The sequence below is a fragment of the Streptomyces sp. SudanB52_2052 genome (assembly GCF_964272415.1).
Lineage (GTDB): Bacteria > Actinomycetota > Actinomycetes > Streptomycetales > Streptomycetaceae > Streptomyces > Streptomyces olindensis.
Genome location: NZ_OZ186796.1, coordinates 1231201 through 1252358, shown reverse-complemented (window position 1 = coordinate 1252358; position 21158 = coordinate 1231201). Strand labels below are relative to the sequence as shown.

Here is a 21158-nt window from a genome sequence, read left to right as displayed (position 1 = left end):
TTTCCGAGCTGCCGGGCGGGCTGGGGCGCGGAAAGTCTCAAACCGGGGGAGAGGTCTGCCGGGAGCGGGCGGTGTGATCTGAGTACCGGCTCTGAGTACCTGTACGGATGCCGGGCCACCGGCCCCGTCGGCAGGCTGGGGCGCATGACAACGCACCGCGCCCCCAAGCCCGTCGCCGGCCCGACCCAGACCGTCGAGCGGGCCGTCACCATAGGACTGATCCTCGCCGTGCTGGCCGGGCTCGGCTGGATCGCCGGGATGATCTACACCATCGCCGAGTGGCCGCTGTAGGCCGTGGCCCCTCGGCGGCCCTCAGCCCCTCGACGCGACGCGGAAGCGGATGCCCGCCGCGCGCAGCCGGTCGATCAGCGCGTCGCCCATCGCCACCGCCGTGGTGACCTGACCCGCCGTCTTCGGCAGGTCGTCGAAGGCCAGGCAGAGCGCCGACTCGGCGAGCATCTTCGCCGTCTCGTCGTACCCGGGGTCGCCGCCCGAGACCTCCGTGTACACCCGCCGGCCGCCGCCCTCGCCCACGAAGCGCAGCGAGAACCAGCTCCTCGCCCGCTTCTGCGGGCTCGGCCCGTCGCCGGGCTTGAGACGGCCGGACAGCCAACGCCGCGCGGGCGGCACCTGGGCCGCCGCGACCAGCGCGCCGACGGCCGCGACCCCGCCCACCGCGACGGGGAGCCGCCGCACCGCCGCGTACTGCCGGTATCGGAAGTCGGGCCCGTACCGGTCGAGCGCCGACGCCGAACGCCGCACGATCTGCGGGTCGATGGTCGGCATCGGCAGCGCCCACGCGCCGACCTCCTTGGCGAACCGCGGAGTGCCGAGCGGCGCCGACGCCCGGCGGCCCATCAGCCGCGGCTCGTGCCGCCGCCGGTCCCGCGCGGCCGCCGCCATCTCCCGCTGCCGTGCGAACTGGTTGAGGGCGGAGGCGAAGGTCCCGCCCGAGAAGGCCGCGTCGGCGGTCACGAAGCCCTCGATGCTCAGCGGCACACCCTCCGGCAGCTGCCGCACGGTGAAGTAGACGCCCAGGTCGTGCGGGATCGAGTCGAACCCGGCGGCGTGCACCAGCCGCGCCCCGGTCTCCCGCGCGCGTGCGTCGTGCCGGACGTACATCTGGTCCACGAACTCCGGCTCGCCGCAGAGGTCGAGGTAGTCCGTCCCGGCGTCCGCGCAGGCGGCGACCAGTTCCTCGCCGTACGTCACGTACGGGCCGACCGTCGTGGCGACCACGCGCGCCTGTTCGGCGAGGGCGCGCAGCGAGTCCGGCTCGGACACGTCCGCCCGCAGCACGCCGACCTCAGCGTCACCGGGCAGCCCCTCCCGCAGCCGCTCCAGCTTCTCCTGGCTCCGGCCCGCGATCGCCCAGCGCAGCCCCTCGGGCGCGTGGGCGGCGAGGTACTCCGCGGTGAGCGTTCCGGCGAAGCTGGTGGCTCCGAAGAGCACGATGTCGTACGGACGGTCCGTCCTGTTTTGCCTGCTCATGACACCCCTCGGTCGTGCAGCCCGTGCCGCTGTCGGTGGCCGAGGCTAGCGTGAGGAGTGCGGAGCCCGACGACGAGCCCGGAGGACGACGATGGCCGTGCCCAGGAATGCCCTGAAGAAGTGGGAGAAAGCGCGCGTGTTCGCACCGGGGTTGCCGGGTGCCGTGGACGAGCAGTGCGCCCCGGAGAGCTACCGGGTGAGCGCGCCGAAGCGGCTGACGGCGGAGCTGGACGCGCCCTGACTTCGTCCGGCAGATTGCTAAGCGCTTGCTCGTTCGGGTCTTGTGCCGACTGGAACGTGTTCTTAGCATCACTGGTGTTACATCACTTGTGTCACAGCACTGGGGGCTGGATGACCACGGCAGGGACGCCAGGACACGGCCCGCTCACCGGCGTGCGCGTCGTCGAACTGGCCGGCATCGGGCCCGGCCCGTTCGCCGCCATGCTCCTCGCCGACCTCGGCGCCGACGTCGTCCGCGTGGACCGGCCCGGCGGCCCCGGCCTCGCGATCGACCCGGCGTACGACGTCACCAACCGCAACAAGCGCTCGGTGGTCGTCGACCTCAAGTCCCCGGACGGCCCGGACCAGGTGCTCGGCCTCGCCGCCCGCGCCGACATCCTGATCGAGGGCTACCGCCCCGGTGTCGCCGAGCGCCTCGGCGTCGGCCCCGAGCACTGCCGCGCCCGCAATCCGCGCCTCGTCTACGGCCGGATGACCGGCTGGGGCCAGGACGGCCCGCTGGCCCACCGCGCCGGACACGACATCGCGTACCTCGCCCCCACCGGCGTCCTCGGCATGATCGGACGGCCGGACGAGCCGCCGGCCGTCCCGGCCAACCTGCTCGGCGACTACGCGGGCGGCTCCCTCTACCTGGTCGTCGGCGTCCTCGCCGCCCTCCACCACGCGCGCGCCACCGGCACCGGGCAGGTCGTCGACGCCGCCATCGTCGACGGCACCGCCCACCTCGCCGCGATGATCCACGGCATGCTCGCCGCCGGCGGCTGGCAGGACCGCCGCGGTGCCAACCTCCTGGACGGCGGCTGCCCGTACTACGGCACGTACGAGACGGCCGACGGGAAGTACATGGCCGTGGGCGCCCTGGAGCCGCGGTTCTACGCGGAGTTCCTCGCCCTCCTCGGCGTCGAGGACCAGGCCGCGGCCCGCAAGGACATCGCCCGATGGGGTGAACTGCGTGAACAGGTCGCCGCCCGCTTCAAGAGCCGTACGAGGGACGAGTGGACGGCCGTCTTCGACGGCTCCGACGCGTGCGTGGCGCCCGTGCTGTCCCTGCGCGAGGCCCCGCACCACCCGCACCTGGCCGCCCGCGGCACCTTCACCGACCACGACGGCCTCACCCAGCCCGCCCCGGCCCCCCGCTTCTCCGCGACCCCGACCTCCGTCCGCAGCGGCCCGGCCCGGCCGGGCGCCGACACCGCGGACGTCGCCCGGGACTGGGACGTCCCCGGGCTCCTGTCCGCGCCCCGCACCCCTCAGCGAAAGGCCTCCTCGTGAGCACCGAAGCGTACGTCTACGACGCGATCCGCACCCCGCGCGGGCGCGGCAAGGCCAACGGCGCCCTGCACGGCACCAAGCCCATCGACCTGGTCGTCGGGCTCATCCACGAGATCCGCGCCCGGTTCCCGGACCTGGACCCGGCCGCCGTCGACGACATCGTCCTCGGCGTCGTCGGCCCGGTCGGCGACCAGGGATCCGACATCGCCCGGATCGCGGCCATCGCCGCGGGGCTGCCCGACACGGTCGCCGGCGTCCAGGAGAACCGCTTCTGTGCCTCGGGCCTGGAGGCCGTCAACCTGGCCGCCGCCAAGGTGCGTTCCGGCTGGGAGGACCTCGTCCTCGCGGGCGGCGTCGAGTCGATGTCCCGGGTGCCGATGGCCTCCGACGGCGGCGCCTGGTTCAACGACCCGATGACCAACCTCCAGGTCAACTTCGTGCCGCAGGGCATCGGCGCCGACCTCATCGCCACCATCGAGGGCTTCTCCCGGCGGGACGTCGACGAGTACGCGGCCCTGTCCCAGGAGCGGGCCGCCACCGCCTGGAAGGAGGGGCGCTTCGACAGGTCCGTCGTCCCGGTGAAGGACCGCAGCGGCCTCGTCGTCCTCGACCACGACGAGCACCTGCGCCCCGGCACCACCGCCGACTCCCTCGCCAAGCTGAAGCCGTCCTTCGCGGACATCGGCGAACTCGGCGGCTTCGACGCGGTGGCGCTCCAGCAGTACCACTGGGTGGAGAAGATCGACCACGTCCACCACGCGGGCAACTCCTCCGGCATCGTCGACGGCGCCTCCCTCGTCGCGATCGGCTCCAAGGAGGTCGGCGAGCGCCACGGCCTCACGCCCCGCGCGCGCATCGTCTCCGCCGCCGTCTCCGGCTCCGAGCCCACCATCATGCTCACCGGCCCCGCCCCCGCCACCCGCAAGGCCCTCGCCAAGGCCGGACTGACCATCGACGACATCGACCTCGTCGAGATCAACGAGGCGTTCGCGGCGGTCGTGCTGCGCTTCGTGAAGGACATGGGCCTGTCCCTGGACAAGGTCAACGTCAACGGCGGCGCGATCGCGCTCGGCCACCCCCTCGGCGCCACCGGCGCGATGATCCTCGGCACCCTCGTCGACGAGTTGGAGCGCCAGGACAAGCGCTACGGCCTCGCCACGTTGTGCGTCGGCGGCGGCATGGGCGTCGCCACCATCGTCGAGCGCATCTGACCCCCTCCGACGGATCACACGGAGCACCTCCACATGAGCACTGAGTCCACCACCATCCGCTGGGAACAGGACCGCACCGGCCTCGTCACCCTGGTCATCGACGACCCGAACCAGTCCGCGAACACCATGAACCAGGCGTTCCGCGACTCCCTCGCCGCCGTCACCGACCGCCTGGAGGCCGAGAAGGACACCATCCGAGGGGTCATCATCACCTCCGCGAAGAAGACCTTCTTCGCCGGCGGCGACCTGCGCGACCTCATCCGCGTCACCCCTGAGACCGCCCAGGAGCTGTTCGACGGCGGCATGGCCATCAAGCGGAACCTGCGCCGCATCGAGACCCTCGGCAAGCCCGTCGTCGCCGCCCTCAACGGCGCGGCCCTCGGCGGCGGTTACGAGATCGCCCTCGCCTGCCACCACCGGATCGCCCTGGACGCACCCGGCTCGAAGATCGGCTGCCCCGAGGTCACCCTCGGCCTGCTCCCCGGAGGCGGCGGCGTCGTCCGCACGGTCCGCCTGCTGGGCATCGCCGACGCGCTGCTGAAGGTCCTCCTCCAGGGCACCCAGTACAACCCGCGCCGCGCCCTGGAGAACGGCCTCGTCGACGAGGTCGCCGACACGCACGAGGAACTCCTCGCCAAGGCGAAGGCGTTCATCGACGCCCACCCCGAGTCCCAGCAGCCCTGGGACAGGCCGGGCTACAAGATCCCCGGCGGCACCCCGGCCCACCCCAAGTTCGCGGCGAACCTGCCCGCCTTCCCGGCCACCCTGCGCAAGCAGACGGGCGGCGCCCCCTACCCGGCCCCGCGCAACATCCTCGCCGCCGCCGTCGAGGGCGCCCAGGTCGACTTCGAGACCGCCCAGGTCATCGAGGCCCGCTACTTCGTGGAACTCGCCGCCGGGCAGACCTCGAAGAACATGATCCAGGCCTTCTTCTTCGACCTCCAGGCCGTCAACTCCGGCGCCAACCGCCCCAAGGGCATCGAGCCGCGCCAGGTCCGCAAGGTCGCCGTCCTCGGCGCGGGCATGATGGGCGCCGGCATCGCCTACTCCTGCGCCCGCGCCGGCATCGACGTCGTGCTGAAGGACGTCTCCCTGGAGGCCGCCCTCAAGGGCAAGGGCTACTCCGAGAAGCTGTGCGCCAAGGCCGTCGCCAAGGGCCGGACGAGCCAGGAGAAGGCCGACGCGCTGCTCGCCCGCATCACGCCGACCGCCGAGGTCCAGGACCTGGCCGGCTGCGACGCGGTCATCGAAGCCGTCTTCGAGGACACCTCCCTCAAGCACAAGGTGTTCCAGGAGATCCAGCACGTCGTCGCCCCCGACGCGCTGCTGTGCTCCAACACCTCCACCCTGCCCATCACCGCCCTCGCCGAAGGCGTCGAGCGGCAGGCCGACTTCATCGGACTCCACTTCTTCTCGCCGGTCGACAAGATGCCGCTCGTGGAGATCATCAAGGGGGAGCGCACGGGCGAGGAGGCGCTGGCCCGCGCCTTCGACCTGGTCCGGCAGATCAACAAGACGCCGATCGTCGTCAACGACTCGCGCGGCTTCTTCACCTCCCGCGTCATCGGGCACTTCATCAACGAAGGCGTCGCCATGGTCGGCGAGGGCATCGAGCCCGCCTCCGTCGAACAGGCCGCCGCGCAGGCCGGCTACCCGGCCAAGGTGCTGTCCCTGATGGACGAGCTGACGCTGACCCTGCCCCGCAAGATCCGGGCCGAGACGAAGCGGGCCGTCGAGGAGGCCGGCGGCACCTGGACGCCCCATCCCGCCGAGGCCGTCATCGACCGCATGGTCGACGAGTTCGGCCGCACCGGGCGCAGCGGCGGCGCCGGCTTCTACGACTACGACGAGAACGGCAGGCGCGCCGGGCTCTGGCCGGGCCTGCGCGAGCACTTCACCAAGCCCGGCCACCGGATCCCGTTCGAGGACATGCGGGAACGCATGCTGTTCTCCGAGGCGCTGGACACCGTCCGGCTGCTGGAGGAGGGCGTGCTGACCTCCGTCGCCGACGCCAACATCGGCTCGATCTTCGGCATCGGCTTCCCCGGCTGGACCGGCGGCGTGCTCCAGTACATCAACGGCTACGAGGGCGGCCTGCCCGGGTTCGTGGCCCGCGCGCGGGAACTCGCCGAGCGCTACGGCGACCGGTTCACGCCGCCCGCGCTGCTGGTGGAGAAGGCGGAGCAGGGGGAGCGGTTCAGCGACTCAGCCCGCGGCTGATCCGTGTGAAGGCTCGGTCAGCCACTCGCCCAGCTCTTCCTTCAGCGACCGCTGAAAGGCCGTGAGGAGCGCCTGCACCACCAGCGGGTGCATGTGCGCGGACAGGGACCGCACGTCCCGGGCGTCACGCTCCGCCACCTCGCCGCGGAAGAGCTGGGAGAGCTCCCGGGCCGCGGCGCGCGTGTGTTCGACGAGAACGGTGCGCGCCGCGAAGATCGCCTCCTGGGAGAGCGGCACGTCCAGCAGGCCGACGCCCAGCCGGAGCAGACCGAGGTCGGCCTCGTAGCCGTCCTCCACGGGCCGGACCACGCCCATCGCGACGAGCCGCTCGACGTCCTCGTCGCCGAGCGGCCGTCCGGCCCGCCGCTCCAGCTCCTCCCGCGTGACCGTCCCGACGGCGTCCGGCGCCCAGGAGGCCACCACGGCCCGGTGGATGGCCAGGTCGTGTGCGCTCACGTCCGGCGGCAGCTGCCGCAGATAGCGCTCGATGCCCGCCAGCGTCATGCCCTGCTGCTGCAACTCCTCGATCAGCGCCAGCCGGGCCAGGTGCTCCCGCCCGTAGTGCCCCACGCGCCGGGGACCGAGCACCGGTGGGGGAAGCAGCCCCTTCGTGCCGTAGAAACGCACCGTGCGCACCGTGACACCGGCCCGGGCGGCCAGCTCGTCGATCGTGAGGGTCGGCTGCTCGGTCTCGGTCGTCATGTGCAGCAGTATCGCTGTCTCACCAGTGCTGTGAAACCTCAGGCGAACCGGGTGACGCTGATGTGAGAAGGAGCGCTCTGTGACGTATGCCACCGCGTGAGCCGCGCGGCGTGAGGGAAGGTGGCCCCGTGGTCTGTGCCTTTACCGAGGGCGCAGACCTTATGTACGTCCGGAAGCCGAGCGCGACCCGCTCGGGCGCACCAGAGAGTGGATCCACCGTGAGCAAGGACGCCGTGAACACGGCAGCCGCCGCATCCCCCACTGACGCGGCCCAGGTGCCCGCGGACGCGGGCGACGCCGGCTACAGCAAGGACCTCAAGGCCCGCCACGTCAACATGATCGCCATCGGCGGCGCGATCGGCACCGGCCTCTTCCTGGGCGCCGGAGGCCGCCTCCACAACGCGGGCCCGGCCCTGGCGATCGCCTACCTGGTCTGCGGCGTCTTCGCCTTCTTCGTGGTCCGGGCCCTCGGCGAGCTCGTGCTCTACCGCCCCTCCTCGGGCTCCTTCGTGTCGTACGCGCGCGAGTTCCTCGGCGAGAAGGGCGCCTACGTCGCCGGCTGGATGTACTTCCTGAACTGGTCGACCACCGGCATCGCCGACATCACCGCGATCGCCCTCTACACGCACTACTGGAGCATGTTCACCGACATCCCGCAGTGGGTGCTCGCGCTGGCCGCGCTGGCGGTGGTGCTGGCCGTGAACCTGATCTCGGTGAAGATCTTCGGCGAGATGGAGTTCTGGTTCGCCATCATCAAGGTCGCCACGCTCGTCGGCTTCATGCTCATCGGCATCTTCCTGCTCGCCACGCAGCAGGAGGTCGGCGGCCAGACGCCCGGCGTGAGCGTGATCACGGACAACGGCGGCGTCTTCCCGCACGGCATGATGCCCGTCGTCCTCGTCATGCAGGGCGTGATCTTCGCGTACGCGGCGCTGGAGCTGGTCGGTGTCGCGGCGGGCGAGACCGCCGAGCCGGAGAAGGTCGTGCCGCGCGCGGTGAACTCGATCATGTGGCGGGTCGGCCTGTTCTACGTGGGCTCGGTCGTCCTGCTGGCGCTCCTGCTCCCCGGTTCGGTCTACTCGGCCGACGAGAGCCCCTTCGTCACCGTCCTGTCGAAGATCGGCGTCCCGGCGGCGGGCGACGTGATGAACCTCGTGGTCCTGACGGCCGCCATGTCGTCACTGAACTCGGGCCTGTACTCCACGGGCCGGATCCTCCGCTCCATGGCGATGGCGGGCTCGGCCCCGAAGTTCACCGCCCGCATGAACCGCAGCCAGGTCCCCTACGGCGGCATCCTGCTGACCTGCGCCGTGTGCGTGCTCGGCGTCGGCCTGAACTTCCTGGTGCCGGCCCAGGCCTTCGAGATCGTGCTGAACGTGGCCTCGCTCGGCATCATCAGCACCTGGGTGATCATCATGATCTGCCACCTGGTGTTCGTCCGCCGCGCCAAGGCGGGCCTGGTCGCCCGGCCCTCCTTCCGGCTGCCCGGCAGCCCGGTCACGGAGATCGCCACGATCGCCTTCCTGCTGGCCTGCCTCGGCATGATGTGGAACGACCCCGAGGTCGGCCGCAAGACGCTCCTGCTCATCCCGCTGATCGCGATCATGCTGGTGGCGGGCTGGTACGGCGTGCGCCGCCGTGTCTCCCGGACGGCGGACCAGGAACTGTCCCGGCTGACGAAGTAGCGGTCCGGGGCCACGGCCGGTGGCCCCACCGCAGGCTCACTCCCCGCCGTCGAAGGCCCGGACCAGGCAGTCGACGAGGCGCCGCGTGAGCGTCCCGTCGGGATCCAGGCGCGGGTTGAAGATCGCCACGTCGAGGCCGACGGCCCCGCCGCCGGACAGCGCCGCGCGCAGCACGGTCTCCAGCTCCTGCCAGGTCAGCCCGTCGGGCTGCCGATAGTCCACGGCGGGCATCACGGCGTCGTCCAGGACGTCGACGTCGAGGTGCACCCAGTACCCGGCGCCCGCGCCGCCCCCGGTGAGCAGCCCGACCGCGCGCCGGGCCGCCTCGGCCGCGCCCAGGGCCCGGACGGTGTCCAACTCCATCGCGTGCAGCGCGTCCGGCAGCGGCTGCATGCCGTACGCCGCGGACTCCTCCGCGTCCCGGAACCCCAGGGCGACGACGTCCTCGTCCCGCACCAACGGGCCCCGGCCCTCCAGATCGGCCAGCACGCGCGGGCCGCGCCCGGTGGCGAGGGCGAGTTCCATGGAGGCCACCTCGCCGGCCGGCTCCGCCGAGGGCTGGTAGAAGTCGGTGTGCCCGTCGAGGAACAGCAGACCGTGCCGGCCCCGGCGGCGCAGCGCGAGCAGGTTGCCGAGCAGCACGCTGCAGTCGCCGCCGAGCACGAGCGGGAACCGGCCGGTGTCGAGGACACCGCCCACGGTGTCGGCCAGTGCGGCGGAGCAGACGGCGATGCCGCCCGGGTTGAGGACCCCGGTGTCCGGGTCGCGCTCCGGGTCGTACGGCGGCGGCTCGACCCGGCCCACCACCTCCGCGTCGAGCGCCTCGGCCAGCCCGGCGCCGAGCAGCGCCGACGCCAGGTGTTCGACACCCGTCGGGCGCAGCCCGAGGACGGACGGTGCCTCGATGATCGCCAGCTTCCGCACGTCCGGCTCCTCGGTCGGCCGCCTGTCCACGCCGCCGGACCCGTACGACCGGTGCGTATGGGCCCACCGTAAGCCGAGGGACGGCCTTCGGCAGGCCCGGTTACTGCGCGACCGGGTGGGGCGTGCGAGGCGGCACCGCCCTCGACGTCCCGGGGACACCGGTCAGGACGGCCTCTCAGTGCCCGTGCCCTCCGTGTCCACGCTCCGCGTGCCCGTGCACCCCGTTGGTCGCCGCGATCTTCTTCCACGACTTCGGCTGCGGCACGGCCTTTGCCTCCGTCACCGCGGCGGCCCGGGCCGCCGGCGCCCCCGGCTTCGACGGCTGGAACAGCCACGTGTCGAACAGGGCGGCCAGGGGCTTGCCGGAGACCTCCTCGGTGTACCGCTGGAAGTCGGCGACCGACGCGTTGCCGTGGGCGTACTTCTGGGGCCAGCCCTTGAGGACGGAGAAGAACGCCTCGTCGCCGATCTCGTTCCGCAGCGCCTGCACCGCCAGGGCGCCCCGGTCGTAGACCGCGATGTGGAACTGGTTGTCGGGGCCCGGATCGCCGGGCTTCACCGTCCAGAACGGGTCGTCCGCCGGATGCGAGGCGTACACGTAGTCCGCGAGTTCCTGTGCCGTGCCCTCGCCCTCGTGCTCGGACCACAGCCACTGCGCGTACCGCGCGAACCCCTCGTTGATCCAGATGTCCTTCCAGCGCTTCAGGGACACCTCGTCCCCGTACCACTGGTGCGCCAGCTCGTGGACGACGAGGGACACGTTCGACCCGTTCGCGAACTGCCGCGGGCTGTAGAACGGCCGGGTCTGGGTCTCCAGCGCGTACCCGGTCGTGGTGTTCGGCACGTACCCGCCGAGCGCGTTGTAGGGGTACGGCCCGAAGTACTCCGCCAGCCAGTCCGCGATCTCCCCGGTGCGCTCGATGCTCGCGCGGGCCGCGCCGGCGTGGTCGCCCAGGTCCTTGCTGTAGGCGTTGAGGACCGGGATGCCGCTCTCGGTCCTGCCGGTCGTGATGTCGAACTTCCCGACCGCCAGCGTGGCCAGGTACGTGGTCTGCGGCTTGTTGGAGCGCCAGTTCCACCGGGTCCAGCCGAGGCGCGAACTCGTCGACTGCAGCGTGCCGTTGGAGATGGCCTGGGTGCCGTCCGGGACCAGCACGGACACGTCGTAGGTGGCCTTGTCGAGCGGGTGGTCGTTGCTGGGGAACCACCACGCCGCGGCCTCCGGCTCGTTCGCCGCGACGCCGCCGTCCGGGGTGCGGTGCCAGCTGGTGAAGCCGTAGGCCTGCTTCGACGACGGCACCCCGCGGTAGCGCACGACGACCGTGACCGGCGTGCCCTTGGCCAGCGGCGTCTTCGGCGTGACCTCCAGCTCGTGCTCGCCCGAGGTGGTGAACGACGCCGCGGCCCCGTTGACGCGCACCTCGCTGACGTCCAGCAGGAAGTCCAGGTTGAAGCTGGACAGGTCCTGCGTGGTGCGGGCCACCAGGGTCGCCGTGCCCTCCAGCTCGTCCGTCGCCGGCTGGTACTTCAGCCTCAGGTCTTAGTGGGAGACGTCGTATCCGCCGTTGCCGTAGGCCGGGTAGTAGGGGTCGCCGATACCCGGCGCGCCAGGGGAGTGGGGAGCGGCCGATGCCGGGATCGCCAGCAGGAGAACGGCCGCTGCCAGGGCTCCCGGCGCGATGATGCTGCGGTGCACGCAAGGCTCCAAGTCGTAGGTCCCGAAGTCTGTCCGGAGCCTATTCACTCCCTGTGTCCCTGGTCATGTCCATGGCCTCTGCTGTCACACGATCGCCATTCGGCCGACATGAGACTCCCGGCCCATCAGCCGATTCCGGACACGCCGGTCCGTCAGCTGCCCTCTTCTGAACAGGAGTTCACCGATGTAGCGTCCGGCGCATGCCGAAACGCACGCGCTTCACGACCTGGAGACCGCTCGCGACGGCGGCCACGGCCGCCCTGATGGCCACACTGCTCACCCCGGCGGCCGCACAGGCCGCACCCCGCGGGAGCGAACCCGTCTACTCGTACGAGAACGCCATCCGCGAGGCCGTCTGGGTGGACACCGGACTCGACGGTGACGGTGACGGAAGGGCCGACCGGGTCGCCGTCGACATCGTCCGCCCCCGCGAACCCGCCCGCCAGGGCCGGAAGATCCCCGTCATCATGGACGCCAGCCCGTACTACTCCTGCTGCGGGCGCGGCAACGAGAGCCAGAAGAAGACGTACGACGCGAACGGCGACGTCGTCCAGATGCCGCTGTTCTACGACAACTACTTCGTACCGCGCGGCTACGCCTTCGTCGGCGTCGACCTGGCCGGAACCAATCGCTCGGACGGCTGCGTCGACGTCGGCGGCCGCTCCGACGTCCAGTCCGCGAAGGCCGTCGTCGACTGGCTGAACGGCCGCGCCAAGGCCTACACCACCCGCACCGGAACGACCCGCGCCCAGGCCGGCTGGACCAACGGCCGCACCGGCATGATCGGCAAGAGCTGGGACGGCACCATCGCCAACGGCGTCGCCGCCACCGGCGTCGAGGGCCTGGAGACCATCGTCCCGATCAGCGCCATCTCCTCCTGGTACGACTACTACTTCCAGCAGGGCGCCCCGCTCTACGACTCCGGCCCCGACTGGCTCTCGAACTACGTCAACAGCCCCGACGCCCGCGCCAAGTGCGGGGCCGTGCAGCGCAAGCTCGTCGACGGCGCCCCGCGCAGCGGCGACTGGACCCCGCTGTGGACCGAGCGCGACTACGTGAAGGCCGCGCGCAAGGTCAGGGCCAGCGTCTTCCTCGTCCACGGCGCGCAGGACCTCAACGTCCGCATGAAGCACGTCGGCCAGTGGTGGGACGCCCTCGCGAAGAACGGCGTCGAGCGCAAGATCTGGCTCTCCCAGACCGGCCACGTCGACCCCTTCGACTTCCGGCGCGCGGAATGGGTCGACACCCTGCACCGCTGGTTCGACCACGAACTCATGGGCTACGACAACGGCATCGACCGCGAGCCCATGGCCGACATCGAACGCCGGCCCGACCAGTGGGACACCTCCAGGACCTGGCCGCCGAGCGGCACCCGCGCCGCCACCCTGCGCCCCGACCGGGGCACCCAGGCCGGTGTCGGCACCCTCGGCCTGCACCGCGGCCACGGCACCGAGACCTTCACCGACGACCCCGCGCTGAGCGAGACCGACTGGGCCGCGAGCATCGACAAGCCGACAGCGGAGAAGGCCGGGTTCGTCACCGGGCCGCTCACCCGCGAGCTGCGCCTGTCCGGTTCCTCCGAGGTCACCGTCACCGCCACGCCCTCCACCCCGACGGCCCACCTCTCCGCCGTCCTCGTGGACGTCGGACCCGCGACCATCCGCGACTACGCCGACGCCGGCGAAGGCATCACCACCCTCCCCGACCGCACCTGCTGGGGTCCGAGCACCGCCGGCGACAGCTCCTGCTTCAAGGAGACGAAGGCGAAGACCGCCGACGTCGACTACACGGTCGTCAGCCGTGGCTGGGCCGACCTCGGCAACCACGCCTCGGACCTCGAGGGCGCCCCGCTCACCCCGGGCAAGCGGTACACGATCACCCTCGACCTGGCGGCCACCGACCACGTCGTGCCCAAGGGCCACCGCCTGGCGCTGATCGTCGCGGGCACCGACAAGGACCTCATCGACCCGCCCGCCGACCGTCCGAAGCTCACGCTCGACCTCGCCCGCACCTCGGCCCGCGTGCCGTTCGTCGGCGGCGCCACCGCCTTCGCCCGCGCCACCTCGGGCGCCCCGTTCGCCACGCCCGACGCCGGCGTCCTGGACGGCGTACGGGAACCGCGCACCACCCACCGCGTCCCGGAGGGAACCCGGTGACCCGCGTCCGCGCCCTGACCCTGGCCGCCGCGGCACTCGCCGCCACCCTGGTCGCCGCCCCGGCCGAGGCGACGACCACGGACTCACCGCCGCGCACCGGCTTCGAGCAGACCGACGGCGCCCGCTGGACCACCCAGCCCGAGGAGCAGGACTTCCTCAGGGCCGTCGACCGGTCGAGCAGCCGTGTCTCCATGTCCCGCTTCGGCACGACGAAGCAGGGCCGCCCCCTCCAGCTCGTCCGGATCGGCACCCGGCCGAGCCCCAGCACGGTGCTGCTGGTGTGCAGCCAGCACGGCGACGAGCCCTCCGGCCGTGAGGCCTGCCTGACCACGATCCGCGACCTCGCGTACGCCCGGGACAGCCTCACCCGCCGCTTCCTGGACCGCACGACGGTCCTGGTCGTGCCCACCGCCAACCCCGACGGCCGGGCCGCCGACACTCGCGGCAACAGCGACGGCGTCGACATCAACCGCGACCACCTCGCCCTCCAGACCGCGGAGGGTCGCGCGCTCGCCGCCGTCATCCGCGACCACCGCCCCGACATCGTCTACGACCTGCACGAGTACGGGGCCACACCGCCGTACTACGACAAGGCCCTGTTCGACCTGTGGCCGCGCAACCTCAACACCCACGACGCGGTGCACGAGGAGGCGCGGACGCTGTCCGGGGCGTACGTCCGGCCGGCCGCACAACGGGCCGGCCACTCGACCGGCACCTACGGCATCTGGACCGACCCGGTCACCGGCGAGCCGGTCAAGCAGGTCGCCGGGGACGGACAGGAGCGCATCCTGCGCAACATGTCCGGGGTGAAACACTCCGTCGGCCTGCTCATCGAGAGCCGCGTCGACCCGCTCACCGACGCCGAGAAGGCCGACGAGGCGCTCAACAACCGGCGCCGGGTCGGCTCCCAACTGGCCGCGCTCAAGGGCCTGTTCGCCTACGCCGACGACCGCCGTGGCCGGATCGAGGAGGCGACCGGCCGGGCCCGGCTGGCGGGCTACGCCGCCACCGGCCCCGTCTACGTCGGCGGCGCCGACAACGACCCGCCCGAATCGGGCGAAATCATCCCGAACCCACCTTGCGGCTACGGTCTCACGGCCGCCCAGTACGCCGAGGTGGGCGACGAACTCGCCCTGCACGGCGTGCGCGTGCGCAAGGACGGCGAGGGCGTGCTCGTCCCGCTGCGTCAGCCCCTGCGGGCGCTCGTCCCCCTGCTGCTCGACGACCGGGCCGAGTACCACCTGACAGGAGGTTCACGCGAAACCGCGTGCTGAGGGGGGTGAAAATCCGCCATACGTGGTAGCAGCGTTACGGAAGAACCGTTCTTCCCCGCTGTCCCGATGAAAGGTGCCGCCTGTGACGCAAGAACGACCAAGCGACAAGGACTCCCACGAAGGAGCCGCGCTGCCGGGGTCGGAAGCGGGCCTGCCCGGCCAGAGCCGGCCGCAGACCGACCGCATCGTCTTCGGCGTCACAGCGGTGCTCACCCTCGCCTTCGTGGTCTGGGGCGCCGCGGCGACCGACTCGCTCGAAGACGTCTCCACCAGCATGCTCAGCGGTCTGATGCACAACGGCGGCTGGGCGTTCATGCTCGCCGCCTCCGGTTTCGTCGTCTTCGCCCTCTGGCTCGCGATCAGCCGCTATGGCCGGATCCACCTGGGCGCGGAGGGCGAGGAACCGGAGTTCCGCACGGTCTCCTGGGTCGCCATGATGTTCAGCGCCGGCATGGGCATCGGCCTGATGTTCTACGGCGTGAGCGAGCCGCTGTCGCACTACGCGACGGCCCCGCCGGGAACCGACCCGGCCGACTCCGGCAACCGCATGGAGACGGCCATGGCGACCACGCTCTTCCACTGGACGCTCCATCCCTGGGCGATCTACGCCGTGGTGGGCCTCGGCATCGCCTACAGCACGTTCCGCAGGCGGCGCCGGCAGACCATCAGCGCCGTGTTCACCCCGCTCATCGGCAAGAAGAACGCGAACGGCGCCGCCGGCCGGGTCATCGACATCCTCGCGATCGTCGCGACCGTGTTCGGCTCCGCGGCCTCGCTGGGGCTCGGCGCGCTGCAGATCGGCTCCGGTGTGCAGGAGCTGAACTGGATGGACAAGGTGAGCACCGGGCTGCTCGTCGCGATCATCGCGGTGCTGACCCTGGCCTTCGTCGCGTCCGCGGTGTCGGGCGTGGAGAAGGGCATCCAGTGGCTGTCCAACACGAACATGGTGCTGGCGCTGATTCTCGCCGTGTTCGTGTTCGTGGCGGGCCCGACCATCATCGTCCTCGACCTGCTGCCCACCTCGGTCTTCGCCTACCTCGGCGACCTGCCCCAGCTGGCCGGGCGCACGGAGGCCAGCGGCGGCGAGGGCGTCGCGGACTGGCTGAGCAGCTGGACCGTCTTCTACTGGGCGTGGTGGATCTCCTGGACGCCGTTCGTCGGCATGTTCATCGCCCGGATCAGCCGGGGCCGGACCATCCGGCAGTTCGTCGGCGGCGTCATCCTGGTGCCGAGCACGGTCAGCCTGATCTGGTTCGCGGTCTTCGGCGGCTCGGCGATGAAGATGCAGGAGCAGGGCAGGCTCGGCAAGGAGGCGACCCCGGAGGGCCAGCTCTTCGGCGTGCTCCAGCAGTTCCCGATCGCCACCGCGACCAGCCTGCTCGTGATGATCCTGGTCGGCATCTTCTTCGTCTCGGGCGCGGACGCGGCCTCGATCGTCATGGGCACGCTGTCGCAGAAGGGCGCGCTCGAACCGGGCCGTCTGGTCGTGGTGTTCTGGGGCGTGGTCACCGGCGCGGTCGCCGCGATCATGCTGATGGTGGGCAGCGGACAGGGCGACGCCCTGACGGGCCTGCAGAACCTCACGATCCTCGCGGCGGCGCCGTTCGTCGTCGTGATGACCTTCATGTGCGTCGCCCTCATGCGCGACCTGCGCCGCGACCCGGTCATCGTGCGCGAGCAGATGGGCTCCGAGGCCGTCGAACTGGCCGTCATCGAGGGCCACAAGAAGTACGACGGCGAGTTCGAGTTCCGCGTGGGCCCGGGCCGAGGCCCGGACGTGGAAGGCGACCCGATCGGCAAGCACTGACCGAACCGGTAAACCCTGACCGAACCGGTGAACACTGACCGAGGGGACGGAGAAGACCGAGAGGACCGAGCGACCCGGGCGTCGTCAGCCGGGTCGCTCGGTCCTGTCGTGCCGGTAGCGGTCGTCCTCGGGGGAGGAGGCCTCAGCCGGTGACCAGCCGGGCCGCCTCCTCCGCGCAGCCCCAGGCCACCGTCACGCCCCCGCCGCCGTGGCCGTAGTTGTGCACCAGCAGCCGCCCGTCCGGCAGGGCGTCGCGTTCCAGGCGGACCGCCGGCCGGGTCGGTCGCAGCCCGACCCGGTGCTCCAGCACCCGCGCCCCGGCCACTTCCGGCCGCAGCGCCGCGCAGCGGCGGACGATCGCCTCGGCCGTCGCGGGGTCGGGCTCCAGGGACCAGGCGTCCTCCTCGGTCGTACCGCCGAGGACGAGCCCGCCCGGCTGCGGAAACATGTACGCGTGCTCCCCGGCCTCGTCGTTGGCGACCAGCCAGGTGTCGACCCCGGGGTTCTCCACCACGACCAACTGCCCGCGCACGGGCCGCACGGACGGATCCGGCACCAGCTCCCGCGCGGCGAGCCCCGTGCAGTTGACCACGACGGGCGCGTCGGCCTCCGCGAGGGAGGTCACCGTACGCGTCTCGACGACCCCGCCCGCCGCGACGAACCGCTCACGCAGCCACGGCAGATGGGCCCGCATGTCGATGAGCGGTAGCCGGGCGTGGATGCCCGTCCCCGGGCCCTCCTCGGCCGAGGCCGCCCGCAGCCCCCGCACCCGACCCGCCAGCCACCCGTCGACCTCGTCGAGCCGGGTGTCACCCATTACCCCTTCGACCATGCGTACGCCGGCCGGCTCGGCCCCCGCCGCCAGCTCCTCGTACACCTCCAGCGACCGCAGCGCCCAGCTACGCGCCAGCTCGGCCGGTTCGATCCGGTACGGCCACCACAGCGCACCGGCAACGGCGGAGGTGGTCGCCTCGACGGCGTCCCGCGTCCAGACCCGTACCCGGCGCCCGCCCTCGGCGAGAACCACGGCGGTCGTCAGACCCACGACCCCGCCACCGACCACCACGATCTCGTCACTCAGCTCGCTTGCCATGGCCCGGACCGTAGCGGAATGTGTCATGCCGTGCTCACATCACGCGCGGTGTGGGGATACTCACAGCATGTGTGCCGAGTACACGACCTTCGGCCTGGCACCCGCGATGCGGGCCGGCGGAGTCCTCACCGACGGCGGCTACCAGGTCCACCGGGACTTCGTGGACTTCATCGTCGACGGACGCCCGCTGCTGTTCCGGCTCTCCGACCTCGACGCGGTCTCCCCGCTCGCCGCCGACGTACCGCCCGCCATCTTCACGGCGCAGGTCCGCAGCCTGCTCCTGGAGAGCCCGGCGCCCCTGCCCGGCGGCCGGTACGTCGTCTACGGCTGCCCCGAGTGCGAGGACCTGGCCTGCGGGGCCGTCACCGCGGTCATCCTGCGGGACGGCGAGGACTTCATCTGGCGGGACTTCGCCTGGCAGACCGACGACCACGCCGACCTGGAGCTCAACGGCTACCACGGCATCGGCCCGTTCCGCTTCCGCGGCGCCGAGTACCGGGCGGCCCTGAGCGCCCTGCTGAACGGCTCCGCCCCCGACACCCGCCCCCGCGTCCTGCTGATCGGCGCCCGCGTCGCCGTCCTGGCCAAGCTCGCCGCGGCGTTACGCACCATCGGCGTCGGCGCCGACATCGCCCACGACGCCGACGGCGTGCCGCCCGACGAACTGCGCGGCTACGGCGCCGTCGCCTTCGGCCGGGGGATCGCCGAGCAGGAACGTGCCGCCGTCCGCCGCGCCTTCGAACGCGCCCGGGTCCCGGTCGCCTACGTCGACGGCCTCGCCCCGATCGTGCCGCTCCTCGTCGCCCAGATCGAACACGCCCTGGACCGCAGCCCGGCCGGACAGCGTCGCCTCACCGCCCTGACCGCCGCCGGCGGCGGTGCCGACGTCGAGGTCACCTCCGCCTGCCGCGTCACCGTCACCGCGTACCGCCTCGACCGGCTCTCCCGCACCCACACCCACGACCTCTTCGACGGCGTCCTGGAACCCGGCCGCCACCGCATCGCGCTGGACGCCAAGGCGGTCAAGGGGCAGTCCTACCTCGTGGCCCGCACCTCCGGAACCGTCCTGGTGACCGCCGTGACCCAGTGAGCGGCCCACTAGGATCGGCGCTCTGATGACTGCCACCCTCGTCGCCAAGAACCTCGCCGCCGGCCACGGCGACCGCTCCCTGTTCACCGGGCTCGACCTCGTCGTCGCGCCCGGTGACGTGATCGGCCTGGTCGGAGCCAACGGCGCGGGCAAGTCCACCCTGCTGCGGATGCTGGCCGGACTCACCGCGCCCGAGCAGGGCGAGCTGCGCCTGTCCCCGCCGGCCGCCACCGTCGGCCACCTCCCGCAGGAGCCGGACCGCCGGCCCGGAGAGACCGTACGGGCGTTCCTCGCCCGCCGCACCGGCGTCGCAGAGGCGCAGCGGACCATGGACGAGGCCACGCAGGCCCTGGTCGATGGCGCCCCCGGTGCCGACGACGCCTACGCCACCAGCCTGGAGCGCTGGCTCGGCCTCGGCGGCGCCGACCTCGACGAACGGGCCGAGGAGGTCGCCGACTCCCTCGGCCTCGCGGTCGGCCTGGACCAGCCGATGACGTCCCTGTCCGGCGGCCAGGCCGCCCGCGCCGGCCTCGCCTCCCTGCTGCTGTCCCGCTACGACGTCTTCCTCCTCGACGAGCCGACCAACGACCTCGACCTGGACGGCCTGGAACGCCTCGAACGCTTCGTGAGCGGCCTGCGCGCCGGCACGGTCGTCGTCAGCCACGACCGCGAGTTCCTCACCCGCACCGTCACCAAGGTCCTCGAACTCGACCTCGCCCAGCGGCAGATCAACCTCTACGGCGGCGGCTACGAGGCCTATCTGGAGGAGCGGGACGTCGCCCGCCGGCACGCCCGCGACGAGTACGAGGAGTACGCCGACAGGAGGGCCGCCCTCCAGGACCGGGCGCAGATGCAGCGCTCCTGGATGGACAAGGGCGTGAAGAACGCGCGCCGCAAGGCGGGCACCGACAACGACAAGATCGGCCGCAAGTTCCGCAGCGAGGCGAGCGAGAAGCAGGCCGCGAAGGCCCGCCAGACCCAGCGCATGATCGAACGCCTGGAGGTCGTCGAGGAGCCCCGCAAGGAGTGGGAGCTGCGCATGGAGATCGCGTCGGCCCCGCGCTCCGGCGCCGTCGTCGCGACTCTGCGCGACGCCGAGGTGCGCCGCGGCGACTTCGTCCTCGGTCCGGTCTCCCTTCAGATCGACTGGGCGGACCGGGTGGCGGTGACCGGCGCGAACGGCGCCGGCAAGTCCACGCTGCTCGCCGCCCTGCTGGGCCGCGTCCCGCTGGACGCCGGGCACGCCGCGCTCGGCTCGGGCGTCCTGCTCGGCGAGGTCGACCAGGCACGCAAGCTGTTCCACGGCGAGGAGTCCCTGCTCGACGCGTTCCGCGCGGCCGTCCCGGACACCGAACCGCTCGAGATCCGCACCCTCCTGGCCAAGTTCGGCCTCAAGACCGACCACGTCCTGCGCTCCGCGGGGACCCTCTCCCCGGGCGAGCGCACCCGAGCGGCCCTGGCGCTGCTCCAGGGCCGGGGCGTCAACCTCCTGGTCCTCGACGAGCCCACCAACCACCTCGACCTGCCCGCCATCGAACAGCTGGAGTCGGCTCTCGACGCCTACGAGGGCACCCTCCTGCTGGTCACCCACGACCGCCGCATGCTGGACGCCGTACACGTGACACGCCGCCTGGAGGTGACGGACGGCAAGGTGACCGAGCGCTAGCGGGGAGCCGCCGCCAGGCGCGTGGCCAGCGCGGGATAGTCCACGACGAAGCCCTCCTCGTCGAACTCCAGGTCGCTGCGGAAGTCACCGGAGGCGTACCGGACCCGCCCGGGACGCAGATGCGTGTACGTCTGCCGCGACGGCCTCACCGTCAGGTCCGGCACGGACACCCAGGCCATCACGAACTCCAGCTCGCCCGGCCCGCGATGGAGCCCGTGCCGCAGCACCGGCATGGTGTTGGTCAGCGGACACAGCCCGAGATCGCAGTCCAGGGCTCCGTCGACGTCCGGGAGCCGCTCGCCGTCAGCGGCCCATGCGCCCCCGCCGTCGTGCGTCAGATCGAGCGTGCGGCTGCCCCCGGCGGACTCGACCGTCACCCGCAGCCGGCGCGTGACGAACGGGTCGGCCGTGTCGAGGTCGTACGTGACCCAGTAGGGCTCCGGCTCGGTCCCGACGGCCCGCCCACGCGCCCGCAGCACACCGCCCCGGAGCTGGACCCAGGCGGTCTCGAACCCCCGGCTCGCGGAAACTTCCCAGGTGAGGACGCGTGCAGCAGACATAACGCCCAGTTTAGATCCGCCCGGTAAGGGGCGCGGGGAACTGCGCGACCGGCCACGACGGCCCCGCAGCT

Annotated in this window: 16 protein-coding genes and 1 pseudogene; 11 read left to right on the top strand and 6 right to left on the bottom strand. The window is 72.1% G+C overall.

Going from position 1 to position 21158, the window contains the following annotated elements; all coding sequences use genetic code 11:
* Positions 1-144 precede the first annotated feature (144 nt).
* Positions 145-291: a morphogenic membrane protein MmpA gene (mmpA, locus tag ACSUPV_RS05435; protein ID WP_010042861.1), complete on the top strand. Its 147-nt coding sequence runs from the start codon at positions 145-147 to the stop codon at positions 289-291.
* A gap of 21 nt (positions 292-312) precedes the next feature.
* On the opposite strand, the gene ACSUPV_RS05430 is transcribed toward mmpA, so the two are convergent.
* Positions 313-1491: a saccharopine dehydrogenase family protein gene (locus ACSUPV_RS05430; protein ID WP_037769305.1), complete on the bottom strand. Its 1179-nt coding sequence runs from the start codon at positions 1489-1491 to the stop codon at positions 313-315.
* A gap of 97 nt (positions 1492-1588) precedes the next feature.
* Here ACSUPV_RS05430 and ACSUPV_RS05425 point away from each other — a divergent pair, with 97 nt between their 5' ends.
* From ACSUPV_RS05425 to ACSUPV_RS05410, 4 genes are all read left to right on the top strand, one after another.
* Positions 1589-1732, top strand: coding sequence for a hypothetical protein (locus ACSUPV_RS05425; protein ID WP_382610474.1), 144 nt, complete (start codon positions 1589-1591; stop codon positions 1730-1732).
* Positions 1733-1842: 110 nt separating this feature from the next.
* The gene (locus ACSUPV_RS05420) at positions 1843-3003 is read left to right on the top strand and encodes a CaiB/BaiF CoA transferase family protein (protein ID WP_436947031.1); all 1161 of its coding nucleotides are present in this window, start codon (positions 1843-1845) and stop codon (positions 3001-3003) included.
* A complete protein-coding gene (locus ACSUPV_RS05415) occupies positions 3000-4214 on the top strand; it encodes an acetyl-CoA C-acetyltransferase (RefSeq protein ID WP_031112677.1) in 1215 nt (404 codons plus the stop codon). Before ACSUPV_RS05420 ends, ACSUPV_RS05415 begins: the two co-directional genes overlap by 4 nt.
* A gap of 33 nt (positions 4215-4247) precedes the next feature.
* Positions 4248-6434, top strand: a complete 2187-nt coding sequence (locus ACSUPV_RS05410) for a 3-hydroxyacyl-CoA dehydrogenase NAD-binding domain-containing protein (protein ID WP_037769299.1) — start codon at positions 4248-4250, stop codon at positions 6432-6434.
* On the opposite strand, the gene ACSUPV_RS05405 is transcribed toward ACSUPV_RS05410, so the two are convergent.
* Positions 6420-7136, bottom strand: coding sequence for a MerR family transcriptional regulator (locus tag ACSUPV_RS05405; protein WP_436947030.1), 717 nt, complete (start codon positions 7134-7136; stop codon positions 6420-6422). The genes ACSUPV_RS05410 and ACSUPV_RS05405 overlap by 15 nt on opposite strands.
* A gap of 218 nt (positions 7137-7354) precedes the next feature.
* On the opposite strand from ACSUPV_RS05405, the gene ACSUPV_RS05400 reads away from it, so the two are divergent.
* A complete protein-coding gene (locus tag ACSUPV_RS05400; protein WP_436947029.1) occupies positions 7355-8821 on the top strand; it encodes an amino acid permease in 1467 nt (488 codons plus the stop codon).
* Positions 8822-8857: 36 nt separating this feature from the next.
* Here the strand turns inward: ACSUPV_RS05400 and ACSUPV_RS05395 are convergent, their stop codons facing one another.
* Positions 8858-9745 carry an arginase family protein gene (locus tag ACSUPV_RS05395; RefSeq protein WP_037769605.1) on the bottom strand — a complete coding sequence of 296 codons (888 nt, stop codon included), beginning with the start codon at positions 9743-9745 and terminating at the stop codon, positions 8858-8860.
* 175 nt (positions 9746-9920) lie between these two features.
* Positions 9921-11441: pseudogene (locus tag ACSUPV_RS05390) on the bottom strand (M1 family metallopeptidase).
* 200 nt (positions 11442-11641) lie between these two features.
* Between ACSUPV_RS05390 and ACSUPV_RS05385 the strand changes: the two are divergent.
* From ACSUPV_RS05385 to ACSUPV_RS05375, 3 genes are all read left to right on the top strand, one after another.
* Positions 11642-13597, top strand: a complete 1956-nt coding sequence (locus ACSUPV_RS05385; protein ID WP_436947028.1) for a Xaa-Pro dipeptidyl-peptidase — start codon at positions 11642-11644, stop codon at positions 13595-13597.
* The gene (locus ACSUPV_RS05380) at positions 13594-14871 is read left to right on the top strand and encodes a M14 family metallopeptidase (protein WP_436947027.1); all 1278 of its coding nucleotides are present in this window, start codon (positions 13594-13596) and stop codon (positions 14869-14871) included. Before ACSUPV_RS05385 ends, ACSUPV_RS05380 begins: the two co-directional genes overlap by 4 nt.
* A gap of 82 nt (positions 14872-14953) precedes the next feature.
* Positions 14954-16678, top strand: a complete 1725-nt coding sequence (locus ACSUPV_RS05375; RefSeq protein ID WP_037769287.1) for a BCCT family transporter — start codon at positions 14954-14956, stop codon at positions 16676-16678.
* 142 nt (positions 16679-16820) lie between these two features.
* Here the strand turns inward: ACSUPV_RS05375 and ACSUPV_RS05370 are convergent, their stop codons facing one another.
* Positions 16821-17771 (bottom strand): NAD(P)/FAD-dependent oxidoreductase, encoded by a 951-nt coding sequence (locus ACSUPV_RS05370; RefSeq protein WP_031112696.1) that lies wholly within the window; start codon positions 17769-17771, stop codon positions 16821-16823.
* A gap of 67 nt (positions 17772-17838) precedes the next feature.
* On the opposite strand from ACSUPV_RS05370, the gene ACSUPV_RS05365 reads away from it, so the two are divergent.
* Both ACSUPV_RS05365 and ACSUPV_RS05360 read left to right on the top strand, forming a co-directional pair.
* The gene (locus ACSUPV_RS05365) at positions 17839-18861 is read left to right on the top strand and encodes a hypothetical protein (RefSeq protein ID WP_037769284.1); all 1023 of its coding nucleotides are present in this window, start codon (positions 17839-17841) and stop codon (positions 18859-18861) included.
* Between the two features lie 25 nt (positions 18862-18886).
* Positions 18887-20527, top strand: coding sequence for an ABC-F family ATP-binding cassette domain-containing protein (locus ACSUPV_RS05360; RefSeq protein WP_436947026.1), 1641 nt, complete (start codon positions 18887-18889; stop codon positions 20525-20527).
* Here ACSUPV_RS05360 and ACSUPV_RS05355 read toward each other — a convergent pair.
* On the bottom strand, positions 20524-21087 hold the full coding sequence (locus ACSUPV_RS05355) for a putative glycolipid-binding domain-containing protein (protein WP_031112701.1): 564 nt from the start codon (positions 21085-21087) through the stop codon (positions 20524-20526). The two genes, ACSUPV_RS05360 and ACSUPV_RS05355, sit on opposite strands and share 4 nt — an antisense overlap.
* Positions 21088-21158 lie beyond the last annotated feature (71 nt).

Bases quoted from the DNA above. Each gene is read 5' to 3' on its own strand.
- mmpA (WP_010042861.1), top strand. From the start codon at position 145: ATGACAACGCACCGCGCCCCCAAGCCCGTCGCCGGCCCGACCCAGACC.
- ACSUPV_RS05430 (WP_037769305.1), bottom strand. From the start codon at position 1,491: ATGAGCAGGCAAAACAGGACGGACCGTCCGTACGACATCGTGCTCTTC.
- ACSUPV_RS05420 (WP_436947031.1), top strand. From the start codon at position 1,843: ATGACCACGGCAGGGACGCCAGGACACGGCCCGCTCACCGGCGTGCGC.
- ACSUPV_RS05410 (WP_037769299.1), top strand. From the start codon at position 4,248: ATGAGCACTGAGTCCACCACCATCCGCTGGGAACAGGACCGCACCGGC.
- ACSUPV_RS05405 (WP_436947030.1), bottom strand. From the start codon at position 7,136: ATGACGACCGAGACCGAGCAGCCGACCCTCACGATCGACGAGCTGGCC.
- ACSUPV_RS05385 (WP_436947028.1), top strand. From the start codon at position 11,642: ATGCCGAAACGCACGCGCTTCACGACCTGGAGACCGCTCGCGACGGCG.
- ACSUPV_RS05370 (WP_031112696.1), bottom strand. From the start codon at position 17,771: ATGGCAAGCGAGCTGAGTGACGAGATCGTGGTGGTCGGTGGCGGGGTC.
- ACSUPV_RS05365 (WP_037769284.1), top strand. From the start codon at position 17,839: ATGTGTGCCGAGTACACGACCTTCGGCCTGGCACCCGCGATGCGGGCC.
- ACSUPV_RS05360 (WP_436947026.1), top strand. From the start codon at position 18,887: ATGACTGCCACCCTCGTCGCCAAGAACCTCGCCGCCGGCCACGGCGAC.
- ACSUPV_RS05355 (WP_031112701.1), bottom strand. From the start codon at position 21,087: ATGTCTGCTGCACGCGTCCTCACCTGGGAAGTTTCCGCGAGCCGGGGG.